Genomic DNA, 23898 nt, shown 5'->3' with positions numbered 1-23898 from the left:
GCAGGGTTCGGCGGCTTATCTTTCAGAACCACAGCCTGGGCCAAAGGTTAAAGCTCGGCGAGCACCGCGTCATTACTTAAATTTTTACTGACGCACCGTGCACAACCACCCTCAGAGTCCTATACTGGTAGATAGCGTCCACATACACTTTCAGTGAGCAACCACGCTCACGCCCACACGTGAAGAGGTAAAACTCATGGCTAAGGCAGAATCCGTACGCGCTGACCGCGTGAGCGCTCACACTGTTGAAACCGAAACCAAGCACACCACCGTGCGCGAAACCGAAACTCTGCGTAGCGGCACCGCAGCAACCTCAGCTGTTGCAAATAACGGCGGCTTCCGCAAAGAAGACAAACTGATCTCAGGTTCATCAGATGCCGATAAGCGCTCAAACGTTGAGTCACTGGGCGAGCAGGAAGGCGACTACTTCAACGGTGGTCACCCCTACTACTCAGGTACCCGTCACCTCGGTTCAAACATCCTGATGCTGGTCTTCTGCATGCTCGGTCTGCTGGCTACCTTCTGGGCACTGGGCACCTACCCCGACGGTGGCCCCTGGTGGTTTGCTGCAGCAATCATCTTCTACGCAATCACCTTCATGATTCCGACTCTGATTCTGCCTTCAAAGACCTCCTCAGAGAAGTACAACGGTGTAGAAACTCAGCTTCGCTAAATCTTTTTGAAAAACCTATAAAAACGGCGTCCTTCCTTTCAGGGGAAGGACGCCGTTTTTGTCTGTGCTTGCTGTAGGCGACCACTAAACCTCGGGATGACCAGGTAAACGTCAAAGTACCACTCAAAATGCGCTGATGATGACGGTTTTGTGGTCACAGTGACGGTTACGTGGTCACAATCAGCGGGTATACGGGGTTACTGCTGAACCGGAGCTTTTTCAGCCAAGATCAAATCGATAAAGCTCTCTGCCCAATCAATAATCTCGCGATCCACAAGATCTTTACCGCCCACGCGCGCCGTTTTAGGACGCGGCAACAGAATTTGCCAGTCCTCGGTACCGGGAATCTGCTTATACAGAGCACCGGGGTACATACGTTCAAGACGCATTTTGCGTGACTCCGGCAAATCGTTCACGGGGAACACACGAACCTTGGGACCCATAAGCTGAATCTCGCGCACCGCAACCTCTCTAGCTTTCAAGCGCAAGAGTGCAACCTGAAAAAGGTTCTCGGTAGGCTCAGGAATCGCACCGTAACGATCAACCAGTTCTTCACGAATCTCATCAAGAGCTTCAGCAGAAGTTGCCTGCGCAATCTCACGGTAAGCTGCCAGACGCAAACGCTCAGAACTCACGTACTCGTGCGGCATATGCGCGTTAATAGGCAACTCAATCTTGACCTCGGCAGGCGCTGCCTCTTCAGTGTCACCACGGAAGTTCGCAACAGCCTCACCTACAAGACGCAGATACAGGTCGAAACCAACGCCCGCAATATGACCGGACTGCTCGCCGCCCAACAAGTTACCGGCGCCGCGAATCTCAAGGTCCTTCATCGCCAGCTGCATACCAGCACCCAACTCATTGTGAGCAGCCACAGCCTTCAAACGTTCAAGCGCCACCTCGCCCAGTGGCTTATCCACCGGGTACAAGAAGTAGGCGTACGCGCGCTCGCGTCCGCGCCCCACGCGTCCGCGCAACTGATGCAGCTGAGACAGACCGTAGTTCTGGGCGCCGTCAACAATCAGGGTATTAGCGTTGGATATATCCAGACCGGTTTCGACGATGGTGGTGCAGACCAGCACGTCAAAGCGGCGCTCCCAGAAGTCCACAATGATTTGCTCAAGACGAGACTCGCTCATCTTGCCGTGGGCAACAGCAATACGAGCCTCGGGCACCAGCTTCTGGATCTCAGCGGCCGTGCGTTCAATCGATGAGACACGGTTGTGAACGAAGAAGACCTGACCTTCGCGCATAAGTTCACGGCGAATAGCGGCAGTAATCTGCTTTTCCGTCTTAGCACCGACGAAGGTGAGTACCGGGTGGCGTTCCTCGGGTGGGGTTGCCAACGTTGAGGTTTCGCGGATTCCTGTCAGCGACATTTCCAAGGTACGTGGAATCGGAGTTGCCGACATCGCAAGCACGTCCACATTGGTGCGCATGGTTTTGAGCTTTTCTTTGTGCTCAACGCCAAAACGCTGTTCCTCGTCGATAATCACCAGGCCGAGGTCTTTGAACTGTGTAGATTCTGAGAGCAGGCGGTGCGTGCCAACCACAATATCGACAGAACCGTTCTTGATACCCTCTTGGATTTCCTTTGTTTCCTTAGCCTTTTGAAAGCGCGAAAGCACTTTGACGCGCACGGGGAATCCCGAGAAACGCTCATTGAACGTCTCAAAATGCTGTTGCGCCAGCAAGGTGGTGGGCACGAGAACCGCTACCTGTTTGCCATCCTGCACCGCTTTGAAGGCGGCGCGTACCGCAATCTCTGTTTTGCCGTAGCCAACATCGCCTGAGATGAGGCGGTCCATAGGAATCCCGCGTTCCATATCAGACTTGACGTCGTTGATGGCTGAGAGCTGATCGGGAGTTTCATTGTAGGGGAAGGCCTCTTCAAGTTCGCGTTGCCAGGGGGTGTCAGTGCCGAATGCATGACCCTTAGATGCTTGACGCGCCGAATACAGCTTGATGAGATCTGCTGCGATTTCTTTGACGGCCTTGCGGGCGCGGGACTTAGTTTTCGCCCAGTCGCTACCGCCCATTTTAGACAGCGTGGGTGCGTCGCCGCCTACGTAGTTTGATACCTGATCCAGCTGGTCTGTGGGTACAAACAATCGGTCGCGCGGCGCTCCTCGCTTGGAGGACGCGTACTCCAGCACCAGGTATTCCTTCATGGGCTTGGGCTGGCCAGGCTTGATCATTGCACCGGCGATAGGGCGCTGGGTCATTTCGACGAACTGTCCGATACCGTGCTGCTCGTGCACCACGTAATCCCCCGCTTTGAGGCTCATGGGGTCCACGGCTTTTTTGCGGCGTCGCACCGGCAACTTAGCGCTACGTAAATCCCGGGTGGTGTAGGGGCTTGCTTTGCCCAAGATGTCGGCTTCAGTTAGTAACCCGACTTTGAGCTCGTCAATCATAAAGCCTTTGCCAGCAGCTGCCGTGGTGAGCTCAACGATGCCCGATGCGGGTTCGGCGGTGAGGTCTTCGGTGCGCGCTGCTGGAACCTGTGCTTCTAAAAATACTTCGCTCAGACGTTGTAGCGGACCCGGCCCATCGGTTACTGCCACGATGCGCCAGCCGTCCTTGACCTTGCGGGTTACCTCGTCAAGCAGTTCGGTCACGTTGCCGGCGAAGGAGTGCGGGACGCGGGCGTGGTAGGTGTAGACGTGCGATTCAGCGTCAGCTTCTTCGTCGATGCCCAGCGCGGTGAAACTCCACCAGCCCAGTTGCTTTGCCAAGGCGTCAGCGCGAGTTTGCGCAATCGTCCTAAAGCCGCCGGATGCGAATGCTCCCCCGTTCTGCCCTAAGTCTAGTGGTGCGTCGGTGCCGTCGGACGCTGATTCCCAGGCGGCAAAGAGGAATTCCTCATTGGTTTGCACCAAATCGTGGGCACGGGTGCGCACCTTTTCGGGCTCGAAGATGACAGGCAGTGAGCCAGCCGGTAGCAGCTCGATGAGAGTGGTCATCTTTTCAACGAGCAAGGGTGTGAGCGATTCCATGCCTTCTACATAGATTCCGCCGGCGATTTTTTCGAGCATGGCGGCAGCGCCTGGAAAATCATTTTTTAGGCGGGCTGCTTTACTCATGACCTCGGGAGTGATCAGTAGCTCTCGGCACGGCGGTGCAATAAGTTCTGTGGGAGCAGTTTTGGAGGCGATGGTGCGCTGGTCGGCTACGGAGAACCAGCGCATGTTCTCGACTTCATCACCGAAGAATTCGATGCGTACGGGGTGATCTTCGACCGGTGAGAAGACATCGAGAATACCGCCGCGCACTGCAAATTCTCCGCGCTTTGAGACGAGATCAACGCGGGAATAGGCAGCTGCAGACAGTGATTTCACTACAGAGTCAAAGTCTCTTTCTTCGCCAACGGCAAGTTCTACCGACTGCATATTTTCCAGCCCCGGAACCAGTGGTTGCAGAACCGATCGCACCGGTGCGATAACAATAGCGGGGCGGGATGCGGCGTCCACGGTGAGGGCGCGAATAACGTTCAGACGCTGCCCGACGGTGTCGCTTCGCGGTGACAAGCGTTCGTGCGGCAGGGTCTCCCAGGCAGGGAAAATCTGTACTAGTTCCGGTTCGATATATGACTCAAGGGCGACGCTAAGGTCTTCTGCCTCGCGGTCTGTTGCGGTGACCGCCAGGATGGTTCCGCCGGTTTCTGCGCGCACACCCCGCGCGAATTCGGCGAGCAGAACGGGGCGGATGCCATCTACCGCCCCAATGACAAGCTCTTCAAAGCGTTCTGAGACGGGAACTGCAGCGCGAGAAACGAGCATGGTAAATCGTTCATCGGTGTTAAGAAAAGCAGTTAGACCGCGCAGGCTCATGAACGTTCCTTAGTCTTGAAAACACGAGATGGAAAAAAATAGCAAAGTTGCTTAGTTATTCTACTCCAGAGCATGGAATCCACTGTGAGGATTATCCCCTAGCGAATTTCTCTCGGTCGAGGTTTTTCTCCTCGTTTTAAATCTTTTTGGCCTCAACCAAAGCAATAAAAATCCTAGCAAAGTGCATATTGTACTCCGTTACCAGAGATGAATCATATATTTCAAATTACAAAATCTGTACACTTTTCAGAGCCTTTGCTCCTTTAAAAAGCTTGCTTATGATGAGAGCGCGATATTTCATCAATCTCGCATTTTCATCAATACTACATACAAGGAGGGGCAATGAACGTCTTCCCAGAACGCATTGCCAACCATAGCCTTTCACGTCGCGGACTTGGCAAGTTGCTTCTTGCAGCAGGCGCAGCAAGCACCGCAGTTACCTTGTCAGGACGCACCATCGCATCCGCAGCTGAAGGTCCGCAGCCTACTGCCCACACACAGCAGGCATACGATCCCGTAAACTCTGACTTCCACGCACGCTGGACCCGTGCCGATGCACGTCAGATTATGACCACCCAGAACGACCCCACCGTTGCAGCCGGCGAGAACTCCATGCCGCGGTCCGTCACCATGCCGGAAATCCCCAAGGACTTCCCCATCATGACCGATGAAGTGTGGGTTTGGGACACCTGGTCACTCACCGATGAATACTCCAACCAGGTTTCATACAAGGGTTGGGACGTCATCTTCAGCCTGGTAGCACCGCGCTCCATTCCTTTCGACGAGCGTCACTGGAGCGCACGCATCGGCTTCTTCTACCGCCACTCCAACGCACCTGAAGGCACCGAGTGGATTTACGGTGGACATGTGTTCCCCGACAACACCTCGGTTTCAACCACCGAATGGTCAGGCTCAACCCGCCTAATGCAGGGTAACAAGGTTCGCGTCTTCTACACCGCAACCACCTTCGGCACCCCGCGCCCCGGCACGGCCGCAGAGCCCGCAGTTATCGCAACCACCATGGGCCAGATTAAGGCAACCAAGAAGGGTGTCTCCTTCTCACACTTCGGCGAGCACAAGACCCTACTTCGCCCCGATGGTAAGTGGTACCAGACTAAGGAACAGAACGAATACTTCGCATTCCGCGATCCGTTCACCTTTGAAGACCCCTACAACCCCGGCACCACCTACATGCTGTTTGAAGGCTCCGTTGGCGGAGTTCCCGGCGACCCGGAAACCCGCATTGTTGAGGCAGACCTTGGCTACCGCGAAGGTGACCCCTATGCAGAGACCGTTGAAGAGGTCAACAACATGGGCGTCTTCTGGCAGCGCGGCAACATCGGACTGGCAGTGGCCACCAACAAGGATCTCACCGAGTGGAAGATGCTTCCGCCGATCCTCACCGCATACGGCGTGAACGACCAGACCGAGCGTCCTCAGATGATCATCAAGGATGGTAAGTACTACTTGTTCACCATTTCGCACCAATTCACCTACGCAGCTGGCCTCCGCGGACCTGACGGTGTTTACGGCTTTGTGGGCGATGGCATCCGCTCGGACTTCCAGCCCATGAACGGCTCAGGCTTGGTTCTCGGTTCACCCACCGACCTAAACCTGCCCGCTAACCGCCCCGAGGCTCCTCAGCCCGGCCAGAACCCCCGCCAGTTCCAGGCGTACTCACACTACATCCAGCCTGACGGCTTGGTGCAGTCCTTCATCGACAATGTTGATGGACGCCGCGGCGGAACCCTGTCACCGACTGTGAAGATCAACTACTCGGGTGCCACCTCAGAGGTTGACTACTCCTTCGGTAACAACGGTCTTGGCCCCTACGCTTACCTGCCTACTAACAAGCAGAAGACTGGCGTTACTTACGTGAAATAGTCGAGCCGCATTAGGTATGTAGAGTATGATGCGCCCCGCCTTCTGGCACCTGCCAGGAGGCGGGGCGCTTTGCGCGCCAATTGCTGTCTCAGGCTAAAACAAGGAGGTTTTATTATTCCCATTACGTTCTCATTCATAAATTTATTAATTCAAAAATTACCGAATCGTAAAGTTTACAAAGGCACCTCCCAGGGACACTCTCCCCCCAAAGCGACGGATAACTCCAACTAAACAACCCTCAAAATCCAACTACTTGGTGGACAACCACCCCTGTTTCAATGACGAATATAATCACATTTTTACTTGTCATCAATACTTTTATTCCCCTCAAAAACGAGCTAATATACCAACTAGGGAAAAGCTAAATAACAAGGCACTTCACTTAGTTTTAGGGAAAATCAACCGGTGATGACAGCTCATTTAGCAAAAAATAATTAGGGGAATATATGAAAGAGCACGAGAACGCTCAGGGGAAAAACGCAATGCGTTTGAGAGCTCTCGTTCCGCTATGTGCGGCACTTACACTGGCAGTTGCAGGTTGTTCATCAAACAACGATGTTGCAACTAACGACGCTTCGGCATCAGCCTCGGCACAGACCTCACAGTCGGCTCAGGCATCCGGCTCTGCCACACCTTCAGAATCAGCAAAGCCTAGCGAACCCGCTACCGCCCAAGAATCCGATAACGCATCAGAGCAAGCTTCTGACGATACTTCAGCGACCTCAGAAGAATCATCAGCTCCGGCGCAGAACAACGAAGATGCTCCCGCCGAGAACTATGAAGGCGCTGACAAAATCGCGAGCGCACCCACCGTCGCCCTCGATAACGCTGACGTCAACAAGACCAAAGATTTGTACAACTCATACGAGAACAATCTTTCATCGGTAACTCTCAACAAAGCAGCAAACGATCCTTCACAAGAGGAAGCAGCTCAAAACGAGTCTGAGGAAAACCAGGGCACATCCACCGGTTTTGGTCAGCTCAGCGAAAAGACCGAAAACAAAATCAATGAAGTTGCTACCGACAACGCTGCTGACGAGTTTAAGTCCTCAGCACTGGAGTACGGAATCAACGGTTGGAGCCAGGAAGGTACCTCAACCGTAGTGGGTGAGCCCAAGCTTACCGACACCGAATTCAACGGCCAGCCAGCGAAGCTTCTCGAAGTGTGCCTTGATTCCTCTAACGTTAAGGTCAAAGATCAGGCGGGTAATATCCTCAATGACACCGGGGATTCTCGTCGTTCACTCAACATCTTCACTCTCGTGAACGTAGACGGACAGTGGAAGATCGCTAATCACGATTTCCCCAACAACCCCGACTGCTAACACACTCCTCCACCATCTTTAACGACGCTTATTTCGAGGGTCGTTTGCAGGTACTGCGCGCCTTAAAACAGCTACCACTGGGACTAACCGCGATCTGGATCTGCTTTTCACAACACAAGTTCGAAAGAATTCACATGGAATTTCGTTCATCACTGTTAAAGTTTGGCGCCGGGCTTCTTGCCGTTGCGACAACTGCAACCGTTTTGCCCGCGGCATCTGCAGCGGATACCCCCACCAAGGTAGATGGTAAGACTAGCGCTACTGCTGCAGCGTCTTGCTATGAGATTAAGCAGAATGATCCCACCTCTAAGAGCGGTTCATACTGGTTGTACACCCCTCAGATGGATGCGCCTGCGCAGTTCTACTGCGATCAGGAAACCAATGGTGGCGGTTGGGTCATGATTGGTCGCGGCCGTGACGGCTGGACTGAGGACTACGTGGGTAAGGGTAAGGCTGAAGACCTTGCGTCAAACCCCGACGGCACCGATGCTTTTAGCCCTGTTCAGTTGCCTTCAACCACCGTGGATGCGTTGCTGGGCGGTAAGCCCGTCAACCAGTTGTCCGACGGTGTACGTTTTGCGCGTTCGTTGAACGCTACCGGTACTGCAACTCAGAATGTGTACGCTAAGCGCGCTCGTCAGAGCCAGTGGAGCTGGGCGCTTCGCGCTAAGCAGCAGTGGGATAACATCACCTTCGATAATCCTTCGGGCTACCCCAGTGACTACACTCAGGACACCAACCTCGGTAACCTCGCGTGGTTCGACAACCGCTACTACCGCATGGACTTTACCACCGCGTCCAGCTACAGCTGGAAGTTGGGTTTCATTTACGGTTCATACGTCACCGGTAGCAACAGCGCATCTTCCTACCTGTGGTCAAACACTAATGGTGCTGGCTCACCTATGGCGTTCACCCAGGTGTACATGCGTCCTCAGCTAACTCAGGCGGATCTCGGAACTCAGCAGATCGCTGATACCGGTGCCGCAGGTTCTTCTAAGCGCGCACTGCCCAATAGCTACTCCGCCGCATGGAAGTGGCGCACTTCAGAGCAGACCGGTAGCGGCGCAACCGGCGAGATGAACACCTACATTCAGGCATTCACTCAGGTAGGTAACACCGTATTTACCGGTGGCGACTTCAAAAACCTGAACTCCAAGTCCGGTGAAACTGTTGAGCAGTCATACCTGGCAGGTTACGACGTTAACACCTCAGAGCTTGTCCGCTCTTTCATGCCTAAACTCAACGGCCAGGTTAAAGCTCTTCAGGCTCTGCCCAACGGCAAGCTGGCAGTAGGTGGCGACTTCACCGAGGTCAACGGCGAACACGTTAACAACTTTGTTGTTCTTGATCCCACCACCGGTGCAATTGATAAAACCTGGAACTGGGATATCGCAAACCGCACCACCGGCGGCGTTACCCAGGTCAAGGCAATGACTGTACAGGGTGATTACCTGTACATTGCCGGTAACTTCACTCACGTTAAGGGCAACACCTCAGACGTGTACACCTTCTCACGCAACGCAGCACGCTTCAATCTGAAGACCGGCAGCGTTGACTGGAAGTGGCGTCCGAACTTCAACGGCACCGTTAACGGCATCACCGCTGCAGCCGATGGTTCCAGCGTCCACACCGCAGGCTACTTCTCAACCCTCAATGGTAAAGAAGCGTGGAAGCTTGCAGCTTTGAACTCAACCGATGGTCAGATGCTTGCGCCGTGGAACTGGCAGCTGTCATACAGCACCAAAGAAGCATCCCCTCGTACGGGCTTCCAATTTGATGTTGAGGACGCTGGCGATACCGTCTTCGCAGGCGGTGCAGAACACCTGATTTCTCAGTACGCTAAGGGCAGTTACGCTCGATTGAACTCATCAATCACCAAGAGCGGTGGCGACTTCCAGGATCTGACTATCAACAACGGTGTCATCTACGGTTCTTGCCACTGTGGTGACTTCGTGTATGAACGCGGCCAAACCTACATGTCACCGTGGACCGAAAACGATAACGTATATTCGATCCGCCTGACCGGTGCCTTCGATGCTCAGACCGGTAACGTTATTCCCGAGTTCAACCCGAACGTTTCAGGTAAGAGCGGTTTTGGTATTTGGGCGAACTTTGTTGATTCAACCGGCACCCTGTGGGTTGGCGGCGACATCAATAAGTCACTCGGCGCTAACGGCGTTCAGCCGACCGTTGGTTTCGCTCGCTTCTCACCGCGTGACGTCACTGCTCCCGGCACCCCTGCTAACTTGCAGGTAACCACCGAAAATGACACCGATAAGCTTTCATGGGGGGCATCTGCTAAGGGGTCCACCTACCAGATTCTGCGCGGCGATCGCGTCATCGGTACCAGCACCACTACCTCATTCGAGGTGCCTCACGTAAACGGTGGACGCTACTTTGTTCGTGCGGTAGATCAGGCGGGCAACTACTCAGCAACCACTGCTGTTGCGGTAGCTCCCACCATTGCACCGGATCAGGACCCTGTTCCGGCACCGGATCCCGTTGATCCTGCACCCGCAGATGCTTTCACCGGTGATCTGATCGCCGCCGGTTCTGACTGGGACTACCAGTCAGAAATCAATGAATTTGATACTACGTGGAAGAATCTGGATTCAACCACTACCGGCTGGAAGCACGGCAATGCTCCGATTGGCTGGGGTGATCCTTCAGTGAAGACCACTGTTGATACAACCGCTGATGGCATGCCCATCTCAGTTCAGATGCGTAAGGAATTCACCTTGGATTCTGCTGTTCCAGCCAACAAGAAGCTGGTTCTTACCACTCGTGCTGATGATGGTGTAGTTGTTTATGTCAATGGTCAAGAGGTCGGACGCCAGAACCTGGTGCAGAACCCTAACCCGCGTCGAATTGCTGATAGCGCAGTTGATACTCAGTTCGCTGTTGAGAATCCTCTTGTAATTGATGTTCCTGCAGATCTTTTGAAAGAAGGCAAGAACGTGATTGCTGTTGATTCACATTCATACATGCGTAGCACCGCTAATAACACCTTCGATTTGCAGGCCACCTGGCAGAATAACTAGCCACAAAGATGGTTGGTTCATCGCCTAGCCGGTGAACAGACAGACAAGCAAATGGTGGGGTCTCTACTCAAGTAGAGACCCCACCATTTTTATGTTTTTCCGGTACCGAGAACCTCCGCAAACCTGTGGTTCACAGCTCTCTGATCTTTGATAAAAAATTTCTGTATCGCTCTCATCGGATCACTAAAAATTCTTGTAAATCTTTAATAATCTGAGATAAACAAGTGTGTCTAAAGAGCCACCCTTCCTACCGCTGACTTCGTGTTTTGCATCCGCGCAAAAAGCCCCGCGTCACCGCCTACCGGCTGCCGCAAGGGAAGAAACAACTAACCGAGTAGAAAAATATCGCACTATACGCAGGCGTTAAGTTAGCCCTATTTCTCGATCCTCATGCATATTTGAGTGGTTCATCTATTTATTATTTATTATTTTTCTTTGTTTCTTTAGTTGCAGCGACCAGGTCGCTCCCTATCCGCGCGTCGACCCCTCACTGAGCCAATCATTACGCAATAGATAACTCACCTTGAGCTATCAGCATTTTCACAAAATTTTATGACCCTACCACCAGCATCATAATCAGGACGCCCCCAACTCGTCTAGTCGCTGTTTCCGCTTGCCAACAGCGGTTTTCGTCAGGTAAAGGGGAATCACCTCACCAGGGTGGCGACAATGTAAAACCCGACACGTACCCTTATGTGGTCAATTAAATGCGTGTACACAAAACATTCATCAAAAATAAACAATTACAATAATAAGTGCATGTTTTGCGCGTGCATTAGCTTTATTCCCCTTTCACTCCCCCTTCCCCAAGGCAAGGTACCGCGCAAAATACTTACGCTTTGCACTTATATTTACGACTTTCGGGTTGAGAGGGAAATTTTCATTGAGTACAGCAGCACCGCGTCCAACCGGTTTCAAAGACACACTGGCTGCGCTAAATAGCGCGCAGAAGCCCGGCATTGGTGTCCCCGCCTACACCCGCTGGATAAACCGCCGCATCGCACGCGTTTTCGCAGCCGCTGCCGTCAAGTTCGGCATCACACCTAACGGCGTTACCGCAATTAGCTCGGCGTTTTCAGTAGCAGGCTTGATTGTTCTACTGTTTGCAGCACCAACTATCCTGACCGGTTTCATTGTCGCTCTGCTTTTCGCTCTCGGTTACGCTCTTGACTCCGCAGACGGCCAGGTAGCTCGCGTCACCGGCGCTTCCTCACCTTCAGGTGAATGGCTCGACCACGTTGTTGACTCCATCCGCGTCCCGTCAATCCACCTTGCTGTACTGGTAGGTTTCATCCGCTACGCAGACCACTGGGCGTTCTCCGGCTGGAAACTCTGGTGGCTGCCTATGGCTTTCACTGTTGTCACTGTCGGCCACTTTATGAGTCAGATTCTCGCTGAGCAGCTTCGCAATAACCGCAAGACTTCAGCTCCTCCGACAGGCGGCCCGCTGCGCTCATTCGTCAACCTGCATATGGACGCTGGCACCCTCTGCTGGATTTTCATTTTCTGGGGTTTCGGCACCGGCTTCCTCGTAGTGTACGGCCTGCTGTTCCTCGGAAACTTCCTCACCATGGTCGTTTCAATGCGACGCAAGTACAAGAGCCTTTCAGTTTCAGGAGAATAACCCATGACTACTTTGCCCTCAATCTCAGTAGGTATCGCAACTATCGGTTCACGCCCCGAGTTGCTTCGCACCAGCGTGCAGTCAATTCTTGACCAGGACTACCCCGGCTCAATTGAAGTCATCGTTTCTTACGATCACGTTGAGATTGATCCTCTTGACGATCTGATCATTCCCGAACACCGCTCACTGGTAACTGTTACCAACACGCATCCTCGCGGTCTTACCGGCGGACGCAACACCTGCATCGATGCCGCATCCGGCGAGCTGATGGGCTTCTGCGATGACGATGATTACTGGTTCAACAATAAGATTTCTGCTCAGGTAGCACTGTGGCAGGCTCACCCTGAAGCTGTAGCAATTTCATCGGGTATGACCGTTCGTTCTGGCGGTCAGGATATTGTTCGCCTGGCTCCTGAGCGCGCAACCTTCGATGATTTCTTGCTTTCACGCATCACCGAAATTCACCCTTCAGCTATGCTCTACCGTCGCGAAGACCTACTCGAAGGCGGCTTGATTGGCCCCGTTGATGAGGATCTTCCGGCTGGTTACGGCGAAGACCACGATCTCTTGTTGCGTGCCACTCGCTTTGGCGATGTTCTCTCAGTGCAGGAATCTTTGATTCTGGTGCTCTGGGATCGTCCTTCATACTTTGCAGGTAAGTGGGATTCTATGACCGGTGGTCTAACCTACATGTTGCAGAAGTTCCCTGAGTTCGAGCGCTCACCGAAGGGTCTGGCTCGTATTGCTGGCCAGATTGCGTTTGCACATGCTGCTCAGGGCAACCGTAAGGACGCTTTTGCCTACGCTCGTTCTGCTATTTCTCGCGATCCTAAGCAGCTGCGCGCATGGGCTGCCTTGCCCGTTGCTGCCGGCATTATTCCTCCTGCTACCTTGCTGAAGGCTGTTCAGAAGACCGGCCGAGGTCTGTAACAAGTACTATGCCTGAGACTGTTTATATTTCTCGCGCCAAGATGCGCCAGATGCGCCTTGCCCAGCAATGCGCTGCCCACGGGGTAGCGCCTTTGCCGGCCTGGCCCATCTGGGTGCTTCTATACGGGTTCCCGATTGTCTGGGCGATGGGCCTGGGGCAGTTTATGCCCACGATCCTTGCTTTCGTGATGATCGTACTGATGCTTATGCGCCGTTCTATCATTTCGCTTGGTCCTCAGTGGATGTGGGGCGCTTTGATTGTGTGGTGCTTGCTGTGCGTTCTCGCGTTGGATTCATCGAGCCAGTTTTTGGGCTGGGCGTTGCGATTTATCAACATTTTCAACGTGGGCATTTACAGTCTGTACTACATGAATGCGCGTGAACGTATTTCGGTGAATTCATTGCTTGGCGGTTTATTCACGGTGTGGGCTACTGTCATCGTGCTGGGCTACGTGAGCATGATTATTCCCGAGGCTCGTTTGACCACGCCGATGTCATTTCTCTTGCCGGGTTCTTTGACGCGAAACGAACTGGTCAAGGACTATGTTTTGCCGCCGATGGCTGAGGTTCAGCTTCCGTGGGGCGCGCCGGAGCCTTATATCCGTCCGTCTGCGCCCTTCCCCTATGCGAATAGCTGGGGGCTGGCGTACACGTTTTTGACTCCGATTGTGTTTGCGATTCTTGCGCGAGCTAAGAAGTGGAGCACCCGCATCATTCTCGGTCTTTTGATTCCGGTTTCGTTGGTTCCTGCTATTGCTACTTCTAACCGAGGTATGTTCATCGGTCTGGGCGTGTCAATCTTGTACGTGATTGTGCGTCAGGCTTTGCGCGGTAGCTGGGCAGGCGCTATCACTGGCATCGTGATTTTAGGCAGTGCGAGCTTCTTCCTGTGGATTTCTGGTGCAGCGGCTCAGATTATGGGCCGTCAGGAATACTCGGACTCAACCGGCGGACGCGCCGCTTTGTACGAGGCAACATGGAATGCCACCTTGAAGTCACCGTTCATTGGTTACGGTACGTCAAAGATGAACAACGCTATTGGCGTGTCCATGGGTACACAGGGTTACCTGTGGGCTTTGATGTTCTGCTTTGGGCTGGTGGGCTTGGCACTGTTCTTAGCTTTTATCGTTTCATCGGTGATTAGCACATGGAATGTCATGTCAACGGCTGGTTTGTGGCTTCAGTCCCTACCGGTTGTGGCAATTAGTGTTTTTGTTTTTTATAGCTTCGACATTATGCAGCTGTCTGCTCTGATTTTGAGTATTACAGCGCTGTTGCGTTCGAAGGTTTACGGAGAAGGTTTGTAAGTGGCTGCAAAGTCTTTAGCTAAAAGCGGTGCGTTGGCGACGCTGTGCGTCATGTACGGCGCTATCGCCGCGTTTGCAGCTCAGTTGATCGTTGCAAACGGGTTTGGTGCAGAAGGTTCGGGTACCTTCTTTCAGGTGATGGCATTGTTCACCGTGGGTACCTCCCTGTCTGTTTTTGGTGCAGATACCGGTTTGGTACGCACCGTTTCAGCGCAGGTTGCTCTGGGGCGTAATTCGGCTGTTCCGCGTTTGATTCGTTTTGCGACGATTCCCTCGGTCATCATCGCTTTTGTGGTTACCACCGCCGCGCTGATTTACGCGCTGCCCATGGTTACTCCGGGGATGTCTGACACCTATCGCGCGGTGCTCTTTGCGTCTGTACCTTTCTTGGTCGCGTCCGCACTGATGACCCTGTGCTTTGGTGTTTTGCGCGGTCAGCATCAAGTGGTAACGTTCACTGCCTTGCAGAACGTTGTATTGCCCACCATTCGTGTATTAGCTGTTATCGCTGTTGTCGCGGCAAGTGCCGGTGTCGTTTACTTGGCGTTGGCGTGGTCAACTCCGATTATCTTGGTTCTTTTGATTGCCATCTGGTTGGTCAAAAAGCATATGCCAACCGGCCCCGATACAGTAGCTACTGATGCGCCTGCCGCCGAAACCTCAAAGTCTTTCTGGACCTTCAGCTCGGCACGCGGTGTGGCTACCATCGTTGAGTCAGTTCTTGAATGGATTGACGTCATGCTCATTACCGCTTTCATGGGTGTTGCAGCCGGTGGTATCTACGGTGCTGTTAACCGTTATGTTCGTGTGGGTGCCATGGTTGAACATACTGCTCGTATGGTGACCGGCCCGTCCATTAGCGCGGCACTGGCCACGAACAATCTTGATCGTGCTCGTAGCATCTTCTTGAACACTACTCGCGCCCTGGTTGCTGTGGCGTGGCCGTTCTACCTCACCATGATGTTCTTCGGGCCGGCACTATTGAGCTTCTTCGGTAAAGAGTTCACGCAGGCAGCACCGATTTTCTGGATTATTTGTTCAGCAATGATGCTTGCTGCCGCAGCTGGTGGTGTTCAGTCAGTTTTGCTCATGAGCGGTAAGAGCCGCTGGCAGCTGTACAACAAGCTTTCCTCGTTGGCGGTTGCGGTGGTTCTCAACCTCACGCTCATTCCGCTGTGGGGGCTTGCCGGTGCGGCAACCGCGTGGGCCGCTGCGGTGCTGACCGATACTGTGCTTGCTGCTTACCAGGTCTTCAAATACGTGGGTATTCGCGCCAAGGTCTCTGAACTTGCGCCGTCCGCTTTGCTCTCATTGGGTGTCGTCGGCCTAGGCGGCTGGCTTGTCAGCATGTTCTTTGGTCAAGAACTTCTGGGCCTGATCATTCACGTATGCGTGGTGCTTGTTCTCTACGCGGTGCTGATTGTGGTCTTCCGCAAGTCGCTGGGCATCGATAAGTTCCTGCGAGCACGCAAAAAATAGTTTTCATTTATCAATATTCCAATAATTTCTACAATATTCAGGAGCGTGGTTAGTAATGGCTACTACAGAGCCCACCTACTCAACACGTGCTGGTTCACAAAGGGTTCAGCGTCACGAATCAGAGTACGCTGTGAAGCCCTTATCAGTATCAGAACAGTTCCGTAAGATCGGTCGCCATAAGGGGATTTTCGCGTCCATTCTTCTACTTTGCCTACTGCTTTCAGCAATCGCAGGTATGTTCGTCAAGCCCTCATACGAGGCTAAGTCAACCGTGGTTGCATACCAGTTGCCCACCGACCCGGGTAACCCTAACACCATCGGTCAGCGCATTGATATTGACACCGAATCATCAGTTGCCAGCTCCAAAGAAGTAACTGACGCAGCCGCTGCAAAGCTCAACCCGGATAACGAGAACTTGGGCAAGCAAATCCGTAGCAATATGCAGGTTTCTGGTCACTCACAGACCGCTGTTATGGATATCTTCGTGACCAACAGCGATCCTCAGAAGGCTGCTGACATGGCAAACGCAGTAGCACAGAGCTACTTGGATGTACGCTCACAGCACATGCAGGACGCTATCAAGAGCGCATCGGATAACGCACAGGCGCAGATTGACGCTAGCGGTTCGGACGAGGCCAAGAAGGTACTGAACGAGAAGAAAGCTCAGATTCAGGTAACCTCAACCAACCCCGGTCGCATCGTTTCACAGGCATCAGCACCCTCAGATTCTCAGTCGCGCGGTATGCCGATTTACCTGGCAATCGGTGCTGTAGCCGGACTTCTGCTGGGCGCGCTTGCAGCTTACCTAGCTGACCGCGGTAGCAAGAAGGTTGCTTACTCGGATCGTCTTGAAGAAATCAGCGCACGCAAGGTTTCTGTTGTTCCCGCGAACAGCAAGGCAGAAGGTATGCGCCGCGTCTTGCGTCGCATCGGTGCTCCCGAAGGTGATCTGGCAGCTGCTGGTCTGGGTGGTATCACCGTTTACTCCACAGATTCAGCTCTCTCAAGCGAAGTCTACGAGGAGCTCAAGCAGGTTCTGCCCGCTAAGAGCACTAACTTTGCCACCGCATCAGCCTTTGAATCTATTGAATCTGGTTCATCGGTTAAGCGCGTTGTTGATGCTAAGACTCCGATCGTCATCGAAACCGCAGCTGATACCGACCTGTCCAAGCTGTTGCTTGCCGCTGAAGCTACCGGTGCTTTGCTCGTTGTTGCTAACTCATCAAGCAACCACCGCGAGCTCAAAGAGTTCTTTGACTCAGCCGACTTCTCAGAGTCAACCACTGTGGTGCCTGTTTTCTTAAACGAAAAATAAGACACACTAAAATACTAAATCTAAGGGGAAAGATATGAAGGTCATGCTGGTAGCAAGTGCAGGGGGGCACTTGGCACAGCTTATTGCACTCGACAAGTTCTGGAAGAACCATGAACGCACATGGGTTACCTTCCAGCTACCTGAAGTCGAAGCTGCACTCAAGGACGAGGCAGTACACTGGGCGTACTTCCCGACTACTCGCAACATTCCGAACGCTGTTCGCAACTTCGGTCTGGCATGGAAGGTACTGCGCAAGGAACGCCCCGACACCATCATTACTGCTGGTGCCGCGGTATCTGTTCCGTTCTTCTTGGTAGGTAAGATGCTCAAGATGCGCACCGTGTTCATCGAAGCGTACGACCGCATCACCATGCCCACTATGAGTGCTCGCTTGTGCTACCCCATGACCGATCTTTTTGTGGTTCAGTGGGATGAGCAGAAGAAGGCATTCCCTGAATCTGTAAATATTGGCGCTATTCTTTAGTCCTCGTTCATTACGGACTATTTGTTTTTAGTACAGGAGAGACATGAGCGAGAATCTAAACACTGAAGAAGTTAAGGCATACGACCTTGTAGTGTCCATTGGCACTGACCACCATCGTTTTGACCGCATTGTGGGTTGGGTGGATGCTTACCTTGAGTTGCATCCGGAGCTGACCTGCTTGTTTCAGCACGGCTTCACCGATGCGCCTAAGAATGCTGAGACCGTTGCGCGTATGCCCCGTGTTGAGCTGTTGGAGTTCTACCGTCGTGCCCGCGTGGTGCTGGTTCAGGGCGGTCCTGGTTCTATCTTGGATGCGCGTGAGGTCGGTGTTATCCCGATTTCTGTGCCGCGTTTAGCTGAGCTTGATGAGGTGGTTGATAATCACCAGGTTGAGTTCTCTAAGGTGATGCAGTCATACGGCGAGACCTTTATGGTGCAGGATCAAGAGGCTTTGTTTGAGATGCTGGATCGCGCGTTTGCGAATCCCGATATGGTGCACGGTGAAGTTCGTCTGCCGCAGGCTGATACTGCGTCTGAGAACCTTGCTCGTGAGCTGGCTGCGATGCCGCCGAAGACTCATGTGCACGATGTGAAGAAGTTCGTTCGTCGCGCATCCCAAATTGCGATGGGTATTGTAGGGCCTAAGTTACGCAAATAATTGAGGTTTATTCATAAGGGGTCTAAAGTCCGTGCACAAGCACAGCGGCGGGTATCCTTTGTGAATAAGGTTCTGTAGAGAGTATTGATTGAGCCGGTGGCTTTCGACGCGATGTCGGAGGCCACCGGCTTTTTGTCTATTTTGTACGCTGACAGGTGTAAGGACGCGTGCCACTCCCCCAGCGACGGTGGCTGTGACTTAGTATGGGTGCAAGTACTTTTAGTGAAAGGAAGTGTTATGGCTATTTCAGAGACCGTAACTGTTAATGCTCCGCTTGATCAGGTAGTAGCTGCTTTTGGTAATGAGGATTTCGCTCGCTACGTTTCGCAGCGTTTGCGCGTCACTTTGGACAGCTTCTCAGTTGCTGGTGATACCGCCGGTAGCTTTACCGCTACTTCTGTTCGCGGTGTGCCTGCTGAACGTGTGCCCGATATGGCGAAGAAGTTTGTCTCTAAGGGTCTTTCACTGACTCAGACCGATCAGGTTTCTGACGCTAATGCTGATGGTTCACGCGTTGTTACCACCGAAATCAAGGCTGGTGGCGTGCCGATTAGTGCTAAGGCTGTTCAGACTCTGACCGCTGTTGGGGAAGCTACTAAGGTCGATGTTAACGGTGAAGTAAACTCTTCAATTCCTTTTGTGGGTAAAAAGATTGCTGCGACCGCTGAGCCCTATGCAGGTAAGGCTCTGAGCTTAGTTGCTCGTTCACTTGAAGAGTGGCTCAAGACTAACAGCTAATTCTTTTCAGCTTAAAAATAAGGGACGGTATTTCACGAAATACCGTCCCTTATGTATATCAGTGTTTTTATTGAGCGTTGGGGGTCAACGCTGCGAGAGCTGCGCGGAGCTTAGTGGATGAGGTGTGCGCGGTGTACGGGAAGTACACGACGTTCACGCCAACTTCAGCAAAGCGGTTTTCAAGGTCTATGCCGCGAGGGGTGCCTTTCCAGTCGTCGCCCTTGAAGAAGGTGTTGAAGCGAACCTGTTCCCAGGTTTCGAGCTTGTCAACAACGGTTTCTGCGCGTACCTCATCAACAAAATCGATGTGGCTGACGATTTCCATGCGCTCTGCCAGCGGAACGATGGGCAGACGACCCTTGGTCAGTTCAAGCATTTCGTCAGATACAACGCCAGCGATCAAGTAATCGCAGTTCTTCTTTGCTTCGCGAAGAATGTTCAGGTGGCCTACGTGAAAAAGATCGAAAGCGCCGGCAGCATAACCGATGTTCATATTTCCCCTTAAATAAACACATACAGTGAGTGTTTGAAAGCTTTACGTCAAAAACAGTCCCCAGCTGTTTTTATAATTCTTTAATACTTTACGGGATATTCCTTTGTTATTTTGTTTTATTTATTAGCCTAGTTTGGGGGACGGATGGGGCTGTTCTGCGCCACATTGTTCAGGTTTACTCGTTATACCAGTCCCGGTGAGTTTGCCGTCCGCTGCATTTGCCTTCGTGATCTGCTTACCAATAAGCCTTCTCATACCCCTCCTTCTTGCATAAAAACAGCGGGTGGTCAGACCGTTAGTCTGTCCACCCACTATCGATATGAAGACGCGTTAGAGAGCTGCCTCTTTAGCTGCTTCTTCTGCTGCTACCCAGCCCAGCATCGCACATTTGACGCGTGCAACGAACTTAGCGACGCCTGCAAACGCCGCGGCGTCCCCCAGTACTTCTTCATCGGGTTCAATCTTGCCGCGGCTACGGAGCATCTCGCGAAAGTCATCAACTAAAGACTGCAGTTCAGCGGTGGTCATGCCCGGTGCCATCTCGCTGAGCACTGATGCCGCTGCCATGGAGATAGAGCAGCCGTCGCCTTCCCAGGAGATTTCTTTAACCTTGGGTTCGCTCTCGTCGGTCAGGGTCACGCGCAGGTTGATTTCATCACCGCAGGTGGGGTTGTACTGGTGGTTATCGGCGCTCGGCAAACCGTGCGCGTCCTGCAAACCTTCGCCGTTGCGCTGTTTGGAGTGGTCAAGAATAATTTGCTGATACAGCTGATCTAACGCTGACATATGGTGTGTATCTTCTTTCGTGTTTAGAGACCGAAGTAAGCGCGGACGCCGCCGAGCGCTTCGATAAAGCGGTCAACATCGTCTGTGGTGTTGTAGATGTAGGCGGATGCGCGGGTTGAGGCGGTGATGCCAAGTGCGCGGTGCAGCGGCTGAGCGCAGTGGTGGCCCACGCGTACAGCGATACCCTGAGTGTCAAGGAGCTGACCAACGTCGTGAGGGTGAACGCCGTCCACGTGAATGGCGGCCATACCGGCTCGTTCAGTTCCGGCAGCAGGGCCCAACAAACGGACGCCTTCAACGGAGCTAACGCCTTCAGCCAGGCGCGCGCCAAGCTTGGATTCCCAGGCGTGAACATTTTCCATGCCGATGTGCTGCAGGTAGCGCACTGCTTCTGCCCATGCCACTGCCTGAGAAATACGCTGGGTACCTGCCTCAAACTTGATGGGGGCGGGCATCCACTGGGCTTCGGTCATGGTGACCTTGGTAATCATGGATCCGCCGGTGAGGAAGGCGGGCATCGCTTCAAGAAGTTCATTCTTACCGTAAAGCGCGCCCATACCGGTGGGTGCCAGCATCTTATGGGCAGAAAACGCCGCGAAATCAACGTCGAGGGCTTTCACATCAACCGGCATGTGAGGAACAGACTGGCAGGCATCCAACACAGCAAATGCGCCCACCTTACGCGCCAGCTTCACCATAAAATCCACGTCAGTGATAGCACCCAACACGTTAGAAACGTGGGTGAACGCAAGAATCTTAGTGCGCTCCGTAACTACCTTTTCAGCAGCTTCGTAGTCGATGGTGCCATCTTCACGCAACGGAATATGCTTGAGCGTGGCGCCTGTACGCTGCGCAAGAATCTGCCACGGAATAATATTCGCGTGGTGCTCAAGCTCAGTCGTCACAATTTCATCGCCCTCAGTCAGAGCAAACTGGCGGGCAGCTTCTCCCCCCAGACCCTGCGAAGCATTACCAAAGCTGTAAGCAATCAGGTTCAATGCCTCGGTTGCGTTGGACGTCCACACCAGCTCATTTTCACGAGCCCCGATGAAGGACGCGACGGTCGCACGAGCGTCCTCAAACGCATCCGTAGCTTCAACCGCCAGAGTGTGGGCACCGCGGTGAACCGCCGAATTATTGTAAAGGTAGTACTCGCGTTCAGCGTCCAACACCTGCAAAGGATTATGGCTGGTCGCACCCGAATCCAGATATACCAAGTCATGATCATTGACCTGCTGGTTCAGAATCGGGAAGTCCGCGCGTAACGCCTTAACTGCCTCGTTCGTTAGTTCAGTATTAGCCGGGATGGAGTACTTATTGCTCACGATGCGTTGCTGTCCGTTCGTACTGTTCACATGAAAACCCGCCCCAATATAGGCACATTTTCATCACGTATTTACTGCTCTCTCTAGCTTAGAACTCTCGCTCACCGAAAGATAGTGAGGTTACGCTGAGCTACTTTTTGTGCCCGCTACGCGCAACCCCACCCTGCTGCCTAGGACGGCGAGTGGAACTGCTGCTGCGCCGCCAACAAGCCCTTTTCAATGAGCATACGGGTGGCATCAGCTGCATTAGAAATCAAAAAAGGAAGCGCCTTAGCTTCTGTTGAGCTAAAAGGTTTGAGCACAAAATCAGCGGTGTTCATGCGTCCAGGAGGACGCCCAATACCGGTGCGCACACGATAGTAATCTTTGGTACCCAACGCCTTGGTGGTATCGCGCAAACCATTATGGCCCCCTTCTCCCCCGCCAATCTTAATCTTGACGGTGTCAAAAGGAATATCGAGCTCATCGTGAATCATAATCACATGATCAGGGTCAATACCGTAAAACTGAGCAAGACCTGCAACAGGGCCACCCGAAGTATTCATGTAGGTTAGCGGCTTCGCCAAAATAACCTTAGGACCGCCGATACCCAAGCGTCCTTCAAGAACCTGCGCACGAGCCTTATGGCGCTTGAAGCTCCCACCCACCTCGCGAGCCAGCTCATCAATCACCATCTGCCCAATATTATGACGGGTCTTCTCATACTCCGGCCCGGGGTTACCCAAGCCAACAATTAACCACGCGTCAGCCATATCCACTGCCTTCTTCTTGCCGGTCAAAACTTCTAAAAACTTCACGATAACCAGTCTAAAGGCTGGCACCATACAAAGAAGCCCGCACCCACCTTACGTGGGCGCGGGCTTTACACAGTAAAAGCTACTGAGCTACAAACAAATTACTGCTTGTTGTTATCTGAGTCGTGTGACTCGCCAGCCTGATCTGATTCCTCAGAAGCAGGAACAACATCGCCCTCAGCCTCGTCTGCGTTAGCGTCGCCTTCATCGGTGCCGCCTTCAACGATTTCGTTACCCTCAGCGTCGGTGTCGCCTTCTTCACCGGGCTCAGGAACGTCAAGGATAACGGGCTCTGAGATGTTAACAACCATGGTCTCTTCGTCAGCAACCAAGGTAACACCCTCAGGAAGAACAACGTCAGCTGCGGTGACGTGCTCGCCAATTTCGCGGCCTTCGATGTTAACTTCAATAACCTCGGGCTGCTTGATAGCGTCTGCTTCAACCAGCAAGGTGGTGAGCTCAACGTTAGCAACTGCACCCTCAGCAACTTCACCTTCAACGTGCAGAGGAATTTCAACCTCAACGCGCTCGCCGCGCTTAACGATCAGAAGGTCCATGTGCTGGATTTCAGGACGGATTGCGTGACGCTGAATGTCCTTAACCATGACCAATACCATTTCGCCTTCGATGTCGAGGTCGAAAATAGCGTTGGGGGTACGTGCTGCAAGAGTGGTCTCGTGACCGGGCAGTACTACGTGCTTGGGGTCTTCACCGTGACCGTAGATTACTGCGGGGATGTCGCCAACCTGGCGAATACGACGTGCGTAACCCTTGCCGAAGTCTTCACGGCGGGTTGCTGAAATCTTAGTTGCACCTGCAGTCATGAGGAGCATCCTTTCAATAAGTTGGATAGTTAGCGCGCCAAGCGTGAACTGGCGCCAGAATCATACATTCCAACTTCTTACAGGAACCCTCATCACGAGGATTTCCTGTGCCAGCCACCGTCGGGTTCGGACATGCTCACTGTTTCCAGCTTGGCATTCCACCGCCTTGGCTTTTGCCTTCACAGTGCGAAGACAACCTGTTCAGTATCTCAGATAGGTGGGGTTCAGGCAACATACAAGCACCTAGAATCCGCAGTATGAAGTGCCCCGAGTTTTGTTCCTAGGCATTTGCCTTGATTTCTATTATCACTTGCGGCGGGTTCTGCTTCCAAAAATCGGTTTCCACCTCGACCGGGGTTCGGTACCCCAGGCTTTGGTGGAGCCT

The 23898-nt window shown here is 53.0% G+C and carries 18 protein-coding genes; 12 read left to right on the top strand and 6 right to left on the bottom strand.

Features of this window, described 5'->3' with window-relative positions:
- Positions 1 to 196 precede the first annotated feature (196 nt).
- Positions 197 to 673: a hypothetical protein gene (locus HF984_RS03235; RefSeq protein WP_168614251.1), complete on the top strand. Its 477-nt coding sequence runs from the start codon at positions 197 to 199 to the stop codon at positions 671 to 673.
- 197 nt (positions 674 to 870) lie between these two features.
- Here HF984_RS03235 and mfd read toward each other — a convergent pair whose 3' ends face one another.
- Positions 871 to 4506: a transcription-repair coupling factor gene (mfd, locus tag HF984_RS03230; protein ID WP_168614250.1), complete on the bottom strand. Its 3636-nt coding sequence runs from the start codon at positions 4504 to 4506 to the stop codon at positions 871 to 873.
- 342 nt (positions 4507 to 4848) lie between these two features.
- On the opposite strand from mfd, the gene HF984_RS03225 reads away from it, so the two are divergent.
- The 11 genes from HF984_RS03225 to HF984_RS03175 all read left to right on the top strand — a co-directional run bounded on the left by HF984_RS03225 (position 4849) and on the right by HF984_RS03175 (position 19291).
- Positions 4849 to 6390, top strand: a complete 1542-nt coding sequence (locus HF984_RS03225) for a glycoside hydrolase family 68 protein (protein ID WP_168614249.1) — start codon at positions 4849 to 4851, stop codon at positions 6388 to 6390.
- A gap of 446 nt (positions 6391 to 6836) precedes the next feature.
- Positions 6837 to 7715 (top strand): hypothetical protein, encoded by an 879-nt coding sequence (locus HF984_RS03220; protein ID WP_168614248.1) that lies wholly within the window; start codon positions 6837 to 6839, stop codon positions 7713 to 7715.
- Positions 7716 to 7849: 134 nt separating this feature from the next.
- Entirely contained in the window at positions 7850 to 10756 is a 2907-nt protein-coding gene (locus HF984_RS03215) for a fibrinogen-like YCDxxxxGGGW domain-containing protein (RefSeq protein WP_210729552.1), read from the top strand.
- Between the two features lie 883 nt (positions 10757 to 11639).
- Positions 11640 to 12380, top strand: coding sequence for a CDP-alcohol phosphatidyltransferase family protein (locus tag HF984_RS03210; RefSeq protein ID WP_210729551.1), 741 nt, complete (start codon positions 11640 to 11642; stop codon positions 12378 to 12380).
- Positions 12381 to 12383: 3 nt separating this feature from the next.
- Positions 12384 to 13310, top strand: a complete 927-nt coding sequence (locus HF984_RS03205) for a glycosyltransferase family 2 protein (protein ID WP_168614246.1) — start codon at positions 12384 to 12386, stop codon at positions 13308 to 13310.
- Positions 13311 to 13318: 8 nt separating this feature from the next.
- Positions 13319 to 14617: an O-antigen ligase family protein gene (locus tag HF984_RS03200; RefSeq protein WP_247596437.1), complete on the top strand. Its 1299-nt coding sequence runs from the start codon at positions 13319 to 13321 to the stop codon at positions 14615 to 14617.
- Positions 14618 to 16096, top strand: a complete 1479-nt coding sequence (locus HF984_RS11830; RefSeq protein WP_343947438.1) for an oligosaccharide flippase family protein — start codon at positions 14618 to 14620, stop codon at positions 16094 to 16096.
- A gap of 55 nt (positions 16097 to 16151) precedes the next feature.
- Entirely contained in the window at positions 16152 to 17411 is a 1260-nt protein-coding gene (locus HF984_RS03190; protein ID WP_168614245.1) for a GumC domain-containing protein, read from the top strand.
- Between the two features lie 34 nt (positions 17412 to 17445).
- The gene (gene pssD, locus HF984_RS03185; protein WP_168614244.1) at positions 17446 to 17895 is read left to right on the top strand and encodes a PssD/Cps14F family polysaccharide biosynthesis glycosyltransferase; all 450 of its coding nucleotides are present in this window, start codon (positions 17446 to 17448) and stop codon (positions 17893 to 17895) included.
- Positions 17896 to 17938: 43 nt separating this feature from the next.
- On the top strand, positions 17939 to 18553 hold the full coding sequence (locus tag HF984_RS03180) for a glycosyltransferase (protein ID WP_168614243.1): 615 nt from the start codon (positions 17939 to 17941) through the stop codon (positions 18551 to 18553).
- A 237-nt stretch (positions 18554 to 18790) separates the two neighbouring features.
- Positions 18791 to 19291 (top strand): DUF2505 domain-containing protein, encoded by a 501-nt coding sequence (locus HF984_RS03175; protein WP_168614242.1) that lies wholly within the window; start codon positions 18791 to 18793, stop codon positions 19289 to 19291.
- A 67-nt stretch (positions 19292 to 19358) separates the two neighbouring features.
- On the opposite strand, the gene HF984_RS03170 is transcribed toward HF984_RS03175, so the two are convergent.
- From HF984_RS03170 to HF984_RS03150, 5 genes are all read right to left on the bottom strand, one after another.
- Complete coding sequence (locus tag HF984_RS03170) at positions 19359 to 19784, bottom strand: FAD synthase family protein (protein WP_168614241.1); 426 nt, start codon at positions 19782 to 19784, stop codon at positions 19359 to 19361.
- 330 nt (positions 19785 to 20114) lie between these two features.
- On the bottom strand, positions 20115 to 20570 hold the full coding sequence (gene sufU, locus HF984_RS03165; protein ID WP_168614240.1) for a Fe-S cluster assembly sulfur transfer protein SufU: 456 nt from the start codon (positions 20568 to 20570) through the stop codon (positions 20115 to 20117).
- Between the two features lie 23 nt (positions 20571 to 20593).
- Positions 20594 to 21895 (bottom strand): SufS family cysteine desulfurase, encoded by a 1302-nt coding sequence (locus HF984_RS03160; protein WP_168614343.1) that lies wholly within the window; start codon positions 21893 to 21895, stop codon positions 20594 to 20596.
- Positions 21896 to 22065: 170 nt separating this feature from the next.
- The gene (gene pth / locus HF984_RS03155) at positions 22066 to 22647 is read right to left on the bottom strand and encodes an aminoacyl-tRNA hydrolase (RefSeq protein WP_168614342.1); all 582 of its coding nucleotides are present in this window, start codon (positions 22645 to 22647) and stop codon (positions 22066 to 22068) included.
- 143 nt (positions 22648 to 22790) lie between these two features.
- Positions 22791 to 23513, bottom strand: a complete 723-nt coding sequence (locus HF984_RS03150; RefSeq protein WP_168614239.1) for a 50S ribosomal protein L25/general stress protein Ctc — start codon at positions 23511 to 23513, stop codon at positions 22791 to 22793.
- Between the last annotated feature and the right edge of the window lie 385 nt (positions 23514 to 23898).

The sequence above is a fragment of the Rothia terrae genome (assembly GCF_012396615.1).
In the GTDB taxonomy this organism is placed as follows: Bacteria; Actinomycetota; Actinomycetes; order Actinomycetales; family Micrococcaceae; genus Rothia; species Rothia terrae.
Note: the sequence above shows the minus strand (reverse complement) of the source record. Positions and strands in the feature narration are given on the sequence as shown.

Coding starts and splice junctions, on each gene's coding strand:
- HF984_RS03175 (WP_168614242.1), top strand. CDS start 18,791: ATGGCTATTTCAGAGACCGTAACTGTTAATGCTCCGCTTGATCAGGTA.
- HF984_RS03150 (WP_168614239.1), bottom strand. CDS start 23,513: ATGACTGCAGGTGCAACTAAGATTTCAGCAACCCGCCGTGAAGACTTC.
- pth (WP_168614342.1), bottom strand. CDS start 22,647: ATGGCTGACGCGTGGTTAATTGTTGGCTTGGGTAACCCCGGGCCGGAG.
- HF984_RS03225 (WP_168614249.1), top strand. CDS start 4,849: ATGAACGTCTTCCCAGAACGCATTGCCAACCATAGCCTTTCACGTCGC.
- HF984_RS03205 (WP_168614246.1), top strand. CDS start 12,384: ATGACTACTTTGCCCTCAATCTCAGTAGGTATCGCAACTATCGGTTCA.
- HF984_RS03190 (WP_168614245.1), top strand. CDS start 16,152: ATGGCTACTACAGAGCCCACCTACTCAACACGTGCTGGTTCACAAAGG.
- pssD (WP_168614244.1), top strand. CDS start 17,446: ATGAAGGTCATGCTGGTAGCAAGTGCAGGGGGGCACTTGGCACAGCTT.
- HF984_RS03235 (WP_168614251.1), top strand. CDS start 197: ATGGCTAAGGCAGAATCCGTACGCGCTGACCGCGTGAGCGCTCACACT.
- HF984_RS03215 (WP_210729552.1), top strand. CDS start 7,850: ATGGAATTTCGTTCATCACTGTTAAAGTTTGGCGCCGGGCTTCTTGCC.
- mfd (WP_168614250.1), bottom strand. CDS start 4,506: ATGAGCCTGCGCGGTCTAACTGCTTTTCTTAACACCGATGAACGATTT.
- HF984_RS03220 (WP_168614248.1), top strand. CDS start 6,837: ATGAAAGAGCACGAGAACGCTCAGGGGAAAAACGCAATGCGTTTGAGA.
- HF984_RS03170 (WP_168614241.1), bottom strand. CDS start 19,784: ATGAACATCGGTTATGCTGCCGGCGCTTTCGATCTTTTTCACGTAGGC.
- HF984_RS03180 (WP_168614243.1), top strand. CDS start 17,939: ATGAGCGAGAATCTAAACACTGAAGAAGTTAAGGCATACGACCTTGTA.
- sufU (WP_168614240.1), bottom strand. CDS start 20,570: ATGTCAGCGTTAGATCAGCTGTATCAGCAAATTATTCTTGACCACTCC.
- HF984_RS03200 (WP_247596437.1), top strand. CDS start 13,319: ATGCCTGAGACTGTTTATATTTCTCGCGCCAAGATGCGCCAGATGCGC.